The sequence below is a fragment of the Waterburya sp. genome (assembly GCF_058530065.1).
On sequence record NZ_JBZNBU010000111.1, the window covers coordinates 1 to 9,626 of the forward strand.

Sequence of the window (9,626 nt, forward strand, 5' to 3'; positions counted from 1 at the left end):
GAGACTTACTATCTTAAGTTTCTACTATGACCTATTACTTAGCGAAACGGTGGAGATTGGAGCAATCCACCATTTTTAACTAAATTATTTGCCCCCCGATCCAAGCCGAAGGGTTTACCAATATTACGCTCGTAGATTTCTCCGTAATTACCGACGTATTTGACTATTTTTCGGGCAAAATCAGGGGATAAACCGATATTTTTACCTAAATCACCTTCGAGTCCCAAGAAGCGTCGAATTGTCGGATTTTTAGTTTTACTCAGGCGATCGACATTTTGCGAATTAACTCCCAGTTCTTCAGCTTTGATTGTGGCATAAGATACCCATTCCACCACATCAAACCATTCTGGTTCATTATTGGCAATGACCGGACCTAATGGCTCTTTAGAAAACACCAAGTCCAATACTTTGTGTGCTTGAGGATTGGTTAAAGTAGCACGACGAGCAACTAATTCCGAGCGATCGCTAGTTACTGCGTCGCATTCACCAGATTCATAACCTAGATACATTTGTCCTATGTCTTCAAATGGCACTGGAATATAGGCTAAATTATTTTGACGCATTTGGGCGGCTAAATTGGCTTCAGAAGTCGTATTGGCGGGTACGCAAACGGATTTACTGTATAAATCTTCTAAAAACTCAATATTGCTATCTTGAGAAACTAACAAACCTTGACCGTCATAAAAATTAGTCGGCGGAAAATCTAAACCCCCAGCCGTATCGCGAGTTAAAGTCCAAGTAGTATTGCGACTTAAAATATCTACTTTTCCCGATGTTACTGCGGTAAAACGTTCTGGAGAATTAAGATGGCGGAATTCTACTTTAGTCGGATCGTCAAAAATCACTACGGCGATCGCTCGACATAAATCAACAGAAAGTCCTGTATAACTGCCATCTTGCTCTTTGTAGCTAAATCCTGGTAATTCTTCATTAATTCCGCAAATCAGTTTACCCCGTTGTTTAATTAAATCTAAGCGATTAATTTTATTAACAGTTTTTTGGGGATTATTTTCTGCTGTGATTTGAGCATTACTTTGAGTATTACTTTTAAGTTCCCTCATTCCATTGCGACAACCACTACAAGCGATCGCCAATATTAATGGCAACAACCAAAAGGTGAATGTACGTTCGTTAGTTGTTTGATGGAACATCTAATTAATGTTACCCCTACTTATTTACTAAAAACGACCGAAAAGAGAACTACTAAAATCTTTAACAGCATCGTGACAAAATTTGGGTAAAATCTGTTTATCAAAGGGAAGGAATAAATACTTTTGGGAGGATCGAACCATAAAAAATTAAAATAAACTAGAAAAAAGAAATATATTCCTTGTTTATAACCTTTTTATGGTTAACTAATTCAAATCAAGATATTTAACTAACAGCAGCCCCAAGTAAACATCTTTTTTTCCTTTGCTCTACCAAAAATTTATCGATCGACAAAATGCGTTTCACCATTAAAAATTTATATTGGATCGATTTATTGATTCTTGGTTTGACATTAATAATAATGGTTGTGGGCATTGGTAATTATGGTCTGTACGAACCCCATGAAGGGCATTTTGCTATGGTGGGACAGGAAATGCTCTGGCGCAATGATTGGATCGTTCCCCATCTCAACGGATCGCCCTATTTAAACAAACCGCCGTTATTGTATTGGTTAATTGCTTTTTCGACTAATATTTTTGGTTCGACAGAATTTGCAGCCCGATTGCCCATAGCCCTATCTGGTTGGTTGGGCATAATCATTGCTTGGAAATGGACGAGAGAACTTTGGGGTATTAATGCCAGTCGTATCGCTGCTTTGATGTTGTCAGTCACTTTAGGTTGGTTTATTTTTACCCATCAAATTTTGATTGATGTTTTATTGGGTAGTTTGTTGCTTAGTAGTAGTTATTTTCTCTGGCAGTGTCTTTATAAGCCTCGTTCTTGGTTTAATTGGTGGAGTGCTTATATTTCCCTAGCTTTGTGCGTTCTAACCAAAGGTTTGATTGGAGGAGTTTTTCCTTTGTTTGGCTGTTTGGCTTTAATTATTGTTCGGCAAGATTGGAAAATAATCCAGCGAATTAAATTATATAAAGGTTTATTATTGGTTTTGGCTTTAATTATTCCCTGGTTTGTGGCTTTAGAGTTATCTAATCCAGGTTTTCTCCATTATTTTATTATCAACGAACATTTCGATCGCCTGTTAGATCGTCGTTTTCCTCCAGATTACGAAGTATCTAAAGTTAGTGCGGTGGGTTATCTGGCGATTACTGCTTGTTGGTGTTTTCCCTGGATTTTATTTTTTCCCTCAGTGGTTAAATTTACTTGGCAAGAATGGCGCAGAGGCTTTATGGGTAATGCTTCTATTTTAGACCGCAAAAATAGTGATGGTATATTTCTCTTGGCTGTGGGGGCAATGTTACCTGTGATTTTATTTTTACCCCTTTCATCGCGGTTGATTTACTACAGTATTCCCGCTATTCCTCCCTATGTAATCTTGTGCGCTGGTTGGTGGAATAAAAATTATGGGAAGCCCGTGAAACAAGTAAGACATAGCAAAGCAATCGACTATTCCATTGAAAAAAAACAACTACCCCAATTAGATCGAACTTCCAAGGTAAGCACCTTATGTCAATCCCCAGTCAAAGTTATTACTTCCTCCAGTCCAACTAAAGTATTGAATTTATACGGCGCGATCGCAGTTGTCTTGGCAATCGGTTGTTACGCTACTATTCCTTTTATTCCTACTTTAATTAATGTCTTGCCCCCAGTCTTACAAACCCCTGAAATTACTTGGTTGATGTTATTAGTCGCGATCGCTTTAGGTACGGGATGGTTGGTTTCGGGGATTGGAATTTTTAAAAGTTTTGCCTCTGCTTGGTTGCCCCTATTTGTGGCTCTCGTTATTACTTATGCTGCTACCATTCGAGGTTTTGTTCTCTTTCAAGATATTCGTTCTTCAAAAACTTTGGTAACCGAAACTACTAGTTGCTTGAGCCAGGATACCCTTTGGATCTTTGAAGGTTCGCGAGAAATTGGCGCAGCAGGGGCAATTAGCTATTATTTGAATCAAAACCAAAATCATAATTTCCCAGATAATTCCTATCAGACTGTCATGGTTTTAGCCGATGGTGGCAAAAATCGTCTTCCCCCTCAGTTTCCTGGTTCGACTCCCGAATATCTGTTAACTCAAACTCAACTAAGACAATATTGGTATGGCGATCGCCCTGTAGTTTTTCTAACTGATTTTCTTCGCCTACCCAACAACCCCCAAGATCCTGCAAATCTTAATTTACCCGAAGCCAATATCCAACCTGATTGGGTTCAAGGTCAACGTAAACTTTACCTCAATCAAGTTGCTCGGGCAAATAAAGCCAAACAATGTAACTTTATTGATGGACAATAGACAATTTCGGGTAATTAACTCGTTGCTGTTGCATAATTGCATAAAAACTCTTGATTATTTCGTACTAATAAATAGTCTTAACGCTTTAGCTAGTTAGGGAAGCGTTGAGATTGTAGTGTTATGGGTAAATACTTAATGTATTTCCTGTAACCTACAAAGAATCATAACTAACCGAAAAACATAAACGATAGAATATAAAAAACAATATAAATAATAAATATAACCATTCTCCCCAAGAGAAAATGACACCTAATCCAAAAATCCTTAAATCCATTGAAAAGCTAGACTATAGAGTAACTGTCGGCGATGTAGCAGCAGATACGGGGTTAGAACTAAATTTCGCCCAACAGGGATTATTGGCTTTAGCGGGTGAAGCAGGAGGACATCTCCAAGTGGCAGATACGGGAGATGTGGTGTATTTATTCCCTCAGAATTTTCGTTCGATTTTGCGTAATAAATATTGGCAATTGCGCTGGCAACAAACCTGGGCAAAAATTTGGCAAGTGTTGTTTTATATTATTCGCATTTCTTTTGGCATTATTTTGATCGCTTCAATTGTGCTGATGATGGTTGCCATAATCGCTATTATTATTGCTATCAATTCTAGCAATGACGAGCGAGAAGGAGGTAGAAGTCGCAGTTATGGAGGAGGCTTTTTTGTACCCCGTTTTTGGATTGGGGACATTTTCTGGTGGTTCGATCCTGGTTACAATCATCGCCGTCTTCAGCGGAGGCGACAATCTTCTGGAGAAGATGGGATGAACTTTTTAGAATCTGTTTTCTCTTTTCTGTTTGGCGATGGCAATCCCAACGCAGATTTAGAAGAATCTAGATATGCTGCCATTGGTTCGATAATTAGTAAAAATAGAGGGGCTGTTGTGGGAGAGCAAATTGCTCCCTATGTGGATGAAGTAGATGAAGATGAAGACTATATGATTCCAGTTTTAAGTCGTTTCAATGGCTATCCTGAAGTTTCTCCTCAAGGACAATTAGTTTATTACTTCCCCGAACTTCAAGTAATGGCTAGCCAAAGACAAAGCCGATCTACCTCTTCTTTGGGCTATCTCCAAGAAAAATTGTGGAAATTTAGCCAAGCAAACAGCAATCAAATTACTATGGCTGCTGGTTTGGGAGTCTTAAATATTGTCTTGGCTTTGGTTTTACAATCGTTGTTAGGCAATGGCGAGATCGCAGACCAATTAGGAGGAATTGTTGCTTTTGTTGGTTCGATTTATTGGTTGCTCTTGGGTTATGGTATTTCATATCTTTTAATTCCTTTAGGGCGTTATATTTGGATTCAAGGACGCAATCCACAAATAATTAAACGCAATCAAGAGAGAGAAACAAGAGCGATCGCTCTACGTCAACCCGATCGCACTCTGGAACAAAAACTATCCTATGCCAGTCAATTTGCCAATCAAAAAGTAATCGGCGAGCGCGATATTACTTACAGTACAGAAGAGGATTTGCTAGATCAAAATCTTCAAGATCGCGATCGAATAGATCGAGAGTGGCAGGAAAGATTGAAATAATCCAACAATTATCTATTACCCACTACTCACTAAAAGCGCGATCGCCGATTAATGAGTACGTAACATCAGTTAGTAATTCCTTCGATCGCTATATCGACCAATTGATTGACGAATTCCTTTGTTAAAGGTTGATGTTTCAGCAACAAGCGATAGAATAACGGACTATACAAAGCATCAATTACAACTTCGGCATCCATATCTCCTCTCAATTCTCCTCTTTCTACTCCTCTTTGAAATATTCGTTTAGCATCTTGTCGTCTGGGAGTTAGCCAATTTTCGCGAAACGCAGCAATTAATTCTTCATTAGCCTGTCCGCAACCAATAACATTAGCTAATACTTCTCCTCTAGGACTGTTCATTAGTTTTACGATCTTTTGCATCTGCTCTCTAAAGTCTGACGATGCTTTTCCAGTATCGGGAAAGGCTAATTCTGGACTCACTGCTTCTAAAAAAGCATCCATTGCTAATGCTGATTTTGTTTTCCAGCGTCGATAAATCGTTGGCTTGCCTACTTCTGCCCTTGCTGCTACTCCTTCAATGGTTAAATCCATAAATCCGACTTCGATCAACATTTCATAGGCTGCTTTGAGGATCTTGGCTCTAGTTTCAGGCGATCGCGGTCTGCCACGTCCAGATTTAGCAACGGTTTTGGTTTTTTTTATTTTAGGGGTTGACATTTTGATTTACCTTTCGTTATATTAATTACGTAGCGTAACGTTTTAATTATAAATTAAACGATGTCAAATGACCAGCCACCATAAAAAGCAGTCCCCAACTAAGCTATTTTTACTAACTTGGTTGGCAATCTATCCTTTAATCACAATCATTCTGCATTTTTTTGGCAAATACCTCAATGTACTACCTTTACCCATCCGCACTTTAATTTTGACAGGAGTTTTGGTTTATCTAATGACTTACTGGGTAATGCCAATATTAATGAAGTTATTTCGCAACTGGCTAAGATAGCCACAAGAATTTTTTTCTTTTTAGTTTTACTTGTCGTAACGTATTTATAAAAAAATGAACGCAATTACATCATTCTCGCCCATATTTAAAATTGCTCAAGAATTAACCGTTAATCGTCTCGGTTACGGCGCAATGAGACTTTCAGGACAACCAGGAAATTTCGGTGCATATCAAAACTGGGAAGGAGGAAAGCAACTATTACGTCGTGCAGTTGAACTTGGAGTTAACTTTATCGATACCGCCGAAGCCTATGGCGCGGGATTTAACGAAGAATTAATCGCTGATGCTTTATATCTCTATGCCGATAATCTGATTATTGCTACCAAAGGGGGAATTAATAAACCCGCAGCAGATAAAATACTCGCCGATGCTTCCCCAGAATTTCTGCGTCAAGGTGTAGAAGGAAGCTTACAACGACTCAAACTAGAGCAAATCGATCTCTATCAATTACATCGTCCCGATCCTAAAGTTCCCTTTACTGATTCTATCGGTGCATTAAAAGAATTACAGGATGAAGGAAAAATACGTCACATTGGCATCTCTAATGTTTCTCTCGAACAAATTAAAACAGCCAGAGAAATTATTGAAATAGCCTCAGTGCAGCATAAATTTAGCATTAGCGATCGCTCTAACCAAGATATTTTAGACTACTGTACCCAAAACAACATTGCTTTTATCCCCTATGGTTCGTTAGGCGCACATCCTTTAAGACGTGGCTCACCTCTAGCAAATGCAGAAGGAATGCTTGCAGAAATTGCTCAGAAAAAAGCAGTTAAACCCAATCAAATCGCTTTAGCTTGGTTATTACACTACGCACCCAATATTATTTTGATTCCTGGTACGACAACTATTTCTCACTTAGAAGAAAATATTGCTGCTAGTTCGATTCGACTTACTACTGAGGAAATAAATTTATTAAATCAGATGTAGTTAACAGCAGCTATCTCCAATACAAAATAACAAAGGAAACAAGACAAAAGACCTATGACAAGTAACGCTTTTGATCGCATGAATATTGACCACGTAATGATTTGCGTGCCAAATTATCAAGAAACTATTCAATGGTATCGAGAAAAATTAGATGCCACTATCGAAAAAGAATGGACTAATGAATAATCGCGGTGTTCCTACTTTCGTTGATGCTGCCGATTATCCCAACGTCGGACGCAGAGTAGGTTTTGTTAAAGATAATAACGGCAATATTATCGAGTTTGCAGGAAGTCTGAAAGGAAAATAAATAGCGATCGCACAATTAGTATTTATTAAAATGATGAACTCAACAGCAAAATCTCAGTTAGAAACAGATATAAGGACTATTCAACAACTAACCGCACAATGGATTGATGTCTGGAGTCCGAAAGAAAAACCCTTTACAGGAGAAGGTTTAGAAAATATTTTTGCTACGGGAGACAATGAAATTTTAGTTTTTGACAACTTTGACAACGGCGTAGTTGTCCTTCACAGCCTCCAAGAATATCTAGATACTTGGATACCAGTAATGGAGAACTTTAGCTACTGGAAAATTCAGTTAGAAGATAATTTAAACATTTCAATCGATGGCGATTTAGCAGTAACTACATTTTCCTGGGTTGGCGGTGGCAAAACTAAAGATGGACAAGAGGTAAAAGCCAGACAATACGGTACTCATACCTGGAAGCGTCTTAACAATGAATGGCGGTTAGTACACGAACATTTAACTGCTAGCTAAATTTATTCATTCAGCATCAAGCCTATTTTTTTGTCCTCATTAATTACATTTAGTAACGTAAATAAATTAACTCAGGAATACAACTATGAACACAACATTCACTGCTCAAAACATCGTTATCATTGGTGGAACATCGGGAATTGGATTAGCAGTAGCTAAACTTTTAGCCGAAAAAGATGCAAATTTAACTATTGCCAGTCGCTCGACAGAACGTCTAATTAAAGTAGCTAACGAAATCGGCGATCGCGTACAGATAGACACAGATGTCGCACCCACTTTTCTGCACGTACTCGAAAGCACTTACATCAACGGAGCAAATATTCCCGTCAATGGTGGCGCAATGCTACAAACCATTGTTTAAACAGCTATTAAATTCTTTTCAGTCTTTGAGGCTGGTACTGAGTAAAGCGATAAACACCGATTTTGAAAATTAAACACAAAAAATTATTAACAACATTAGGAGAACAAACATGACTTCATTACAAGGAAAAGTAGCATTAGTAACGGGTGCGACTTCAGGAATTGGTAAGGCTAGTGCGATCGCTTTAGCTAAAGCTGGGGCAAAAGTAGTGTTAGCAGGAAGAAGAATTGAAGCGGGTAGTGCGATCGCAGAATCGATTGTAGCGTCGGGAGGAGATGCCATCTTCGTTCAAACCGATGTGGGGGATGAAGCTCAAATTCAAAATTTAATCGAGCGGGCTGTAGCTAAATACGGCAAACTGGACATTGCTTTTAATAATGCTGGTGTTGAAGGAGAGTTTGGCATTATTACCGCCGAGCAAACCGCAGAACACTATCAATCTGTTTTTGATATCAATGTCAAAGGGGTTTTACTGGCAATGAAACACCAAATTCCTGCCATGTTAGCCAATGGTAGCGGGGCGATTATTAATACTGCTTCCACTGCTGCTACTATAGGTATTCCCAGCGCGGGTATCTATGCAGCTAGCAAACACGCCGTCTTAGGTTTAACTCGCTCTACTGCTTTAGAATATGCCCAGCAAGGTATTAGGGTTAATGCTATTAGTCCTGGCGGTGTGGAAACAGAGATGATGCAACGAGCTAATGGTACTCCAGAAGAAGCTTCTGAAGGAAGAGAATTTTTTAAAAGTCTTCATCCTCTAGGAAGATTTGCTACACCAGAAGAAATAGCCGAAACGGTGGTGTTTTTAGCTTCTCCTGCTGCTGCTTTTATGACTGGCTCTAATTTAGTTACCGATGGTGGTTGGACGGCACAGTAATAGCGATCGCACTTCTATAAAGTTGGCTTACGATGCGATCGCCCAAAAGTTTAGCAAATTAGATATCTTAACTTACCGATCAAAATTCAATCACAACGAAGGATTAGATTATGGAACTTCAACTTCTAATTAATTTAGCAATTTCCCAAAATTATTATTTAAAGGAGTTAAAGCATGACAAATAAACCAAACATTTTAATTCTCGGTGCGACAGGGAAAGTCGGTGGTGCAGTAGTAGAACAGCTTGTAAAGAACAAAGATGTTAACGTAGTTGCTGCTACTCGTTCTGCTGAAAAGGCTCAAGCATTCAAAGAACAAGGTATCGATAGCGTAATTATAGATTTAGATAAGCCAGAAACGATCGCACCCGCCTTGGAAAACATCGATCGCGCTTTACTCTTGACTGGCTATACCGTTGATATGCTCAGACAGAGTAAAAGATTTCTCGATACGGCAAAACAAAAAGGGGTACAACACATAGTTCATATTGGCGCATCTACTGCACCTACAAACGAGGTGGCACACTGGGGATGGCATCAATTTATCGAAGCATATATCGAAAAACTCGATTTGAACTATACTCATTTACGTCCTGAAGCCTTTATGCAAAACCTTTTCGGCTTTGGTTGGCTAAATAATGGAATAATCACTAACTATATTGGCAATGCTCGTTGGAGTTGGATCGATTGTTACGATCTGGCTGCGGTAGCGGTAGAAACTTTACTCAATCCAGAAAAATATAATGGACAGACAATACCCCTTGGTTACGATGCCAAAACAATGGATGA

General features: G+C 38.8%; 13 protein-coding genes. 11 read left to right on the forward strand and 2 right to left on the reverse strand.

All coding sequences use genetic code 11. From position 1 onward, the window contains the following. Nucleotides 1-38 precede the first annotated feature (38 nt). A complete protein-coding gene (locus tag AC33VI_RS07375; RefSeq protein ID WP_491781620.1) occupies nt 39-1,151 on the reverse strand; it encodes an amino acid ABC transporter substrate-binding protein in 1,113 nt (370 codons plus the stop codon). Nucleotides 1,152-1,510: 359 nt separating this feature from the next. Here AC33VI_RS07375 and AC33VI_RS07380 point away from each other — a divergent pair, with 359 nt between their 5' ends. Further along, entirely contained in the window at nt 1,511-3,391 is a 1,881-nt protein-coding gene (locus AC33VI_RS07380; RefSeq protein WP_491781621.1) for a glycosyltransferase family 39 protein, read from the forward strand. 242 nt (nt 3,392-3,633) lie between these two features. Then, nucleotides 3,634-4,923, forward strand: a complete 1,290-nt coding sequence (locus AC33VI_RS07385) for a hypothetical protein (protein WP_491781622.1) — start codon at nt 3,634-3,636, stop codon at nt 4,921-4,923. A gap of 65 nt (nt 4,924-4,988) precedes the next feature. Here AC33VI_RS07385 and AC33VI_RS07390 read toward each other — a convergent pair whose 3' ends face one another. After that, nucleotides 4,989-5,600 carry a TetR/AcrR family transcriptional regulator gene (locus tag AC33VI_RS07390; RefSeq protein WP_491781623.1) on the reverse strand — a complete coding sequence of 204 codons (612 nt, stop codon included), beginning with the start codon at nt 5,598-5,600 and terminating at the stop codon, nt 4,989-4,991. A gap of 67 nt (nt 5,601-5,667) precedes the next feature. On the opposite strand from AC33VI_RS07390, the gene AC33VI_RS07395 reads away from it, so the two are divergent. From AC33VI_RS07395 to AC33VI_RS07435, 9 genes are all read left to right on the forward strand, one after another. Further along, a complete protein-coding gene (locus AC33VI_RS07395) occupies nt 5,668-5,889 on the forward strand; it encodes a hypothetical protein (RefSeq protein ID WP_491781624.1) in 222 nt (73 codons plus the stop codon). Nucleotides 5,890-5,943: 54 nt separating this feature from the next. Then, nucleotides 5,944-6,819 carry an aldo/keto reductase gene (locus AC33VI_RS07400; RefSeq protein ID WP_491781625.1) on the forward strand — a complete coding sequence of 292 codons (876 nt, stop codon included), beginning with the start codon at nt 5,944-5,946 and terminating at the stop codon, nt 6,817-6,819. Between the two features lie 54 nt (nt 6,820-6,873). Further along, nucleotides 6,874-7,005 (forward strand): VOC family protein, encoded by a 132-nt coding sequence (locus AC33VI_RS07405; protein WP_491781626.1) that lies wholly within the window; start codon nt 6,874-6,876, stop codon nt 7,003-7,005. After that, complete coding sequence (locus AC33VI_RS07410) at nt 6,998-7,126, forward strand: hypothetical protein (RefSeq protein ID WP_491781627.1); 129 nt, start codon at nt 6,998-7,000, stop codon at nt 7,124-7,126. Before AC33VI_RS07405 ends, AC33VI_RS07410 begins: the two co-directional genes overlap by 8 nt. A gap of 30 nt (nt 7,127-7,156) precedes the next feature. After that, nucleotides 7,157-7,597 (forward strand): YybH family protein, encoded by a 441-nt coding sequence (locus AC33VI_RS07415; protein ID WP_491781628.1) that lies wholly within the window; start codon nt 7,157-7,159, stop codon nt 7,595-7,597. A gap of 85 nt (nt 7,598-7,682) precedes the next feature. Next, complete coding sequence (locus AC33VI_RS07420) at nt 7,683-7,958, forward strand: SDR family NAD(P)-dependent oxidoreductase (protein WP_491781629.1); 276 nt, start codon at nt 7,683-7,685, stop codon at nt 7,956-7,958. A gap of 109 nt (nt 7,959-8,067) precedes the next feature. Then, nucleotides 8,068-8,838: a glucose 1-dehydrogenase gene (locus AC33VI_RS07425; RefSeq protein ID WP_491781630.1), complete on the forward strand. Its 771-nt coding sequence runs from the start codon at nt 8,068-8,070 to the stop codon at nt 8,836-8,838. After that, a complete protein-coding gene (locus AC33VI_RS07430) occupies nt 8,816-8,971 on the forward strand; it encodes a hypothetical protein (RefSeq protein ID WP_491781631.1) in 156 nt (51 codons plus the stop codon). The genes AC33VI_RS07425 and AC33VI_RS07430 overlap by 23 nt, the downstream gene beginning before the upstream one ends. A gap of 41 nt (nt 8,972-9,012) precedes the next feature. Continuing rightward, on the forward strand, nt 9,013-9,626 hold a 614-nt coding region (locus AC33VI_RS07435), incomplete at its 3' end, for an NmrA family NAD(P)-binding protein (protein ID WP_491781632.1).

Bases quoted from the DNA above. Each gene is read 5' to 3' on its own strand.
- AC33VI_RS07400 (WP_491781625.1), top strand. From the start codon at position 5,944: ATGAACGCAATTACATCATTCTCGCCCATATTTAAAATTGCTCAAGAA.
- AC33VI_RS07380 (WP_491781621.1), top strand. From the start codon at position 1,511: ATGGTTGTGGGCATTGGTAATTATGGTCTGTACGAACCCCATGAAGGG.
- AC33VI_RS07415 (WP_491781628.1), top strand. From the start codon at position 7,157: ATGATGAACTCAACAGCAAAATCTCAGTTAGAAACAGATATAAGGACT.
- AC33VI_RS07375 (WP_491781620.1), bottom strand. From the start codon at position 1,151: ATGTTCCATCAAACAACTAACGAACGTACATTCACCTTTTGGTTGTTG.
- AC33VI_RS07420 (WP_491781629.1), top strand. From the start codon at position 7,683: ATGAACACAACATTCACTGCTCAAAACATCGTTATCATTGGTGGAACA.
- AC33VI_RS07385 (WP_491781622.1), top strand. From the start codon at position 3,634: ATGACACCTAATCCAAAAATCCTTAAATCCATTGAAAAGCTAGACTAT.
- AC33VI_RS07405 (WP_491781626.1), top strand. From the start codon at position 6,874: ATGACAAGTAACGCTTTTGATCGCATGAATATTGACCACGTAATGATT.
- AC33VI_RS07425 (WP_491781630.1), top strand. From the start codon at position 8,068: ATGACTTCATTACAAGGAAAAGTAGCATTAGTAACGGGTGCGACTTCA.
- AC33VI_RS07410 (WP_491781627.1), top strand. From the start codon at position 6,998: ATGAATAATCGCGGTGTTCCTACTTTCGTTGATGCTGCCGATTATCCC.
- AC33VI_RS07395 (WP_491781624.1), top strand. From the start codon at position 5,668: ATGACCAGCCACCATAAAAAGCAGTCCCCAACTAAGCTATTTTTACTA.
- AC33VI_RS07390 (WP_491781623.1), bottom strand. From the start codon at position 5,600: ATGTCAACCCCTAAAATAAAAAAAACCAAAACCGTTGCTAAATCTGGA.
- AC33VI_RS07430 (WP_491781631.1), top strand. From the start codon at position 8,816: ATGGTGGTTGGACGGCACAGTAATAGCGATCGCACTTCTATAAAGTTG.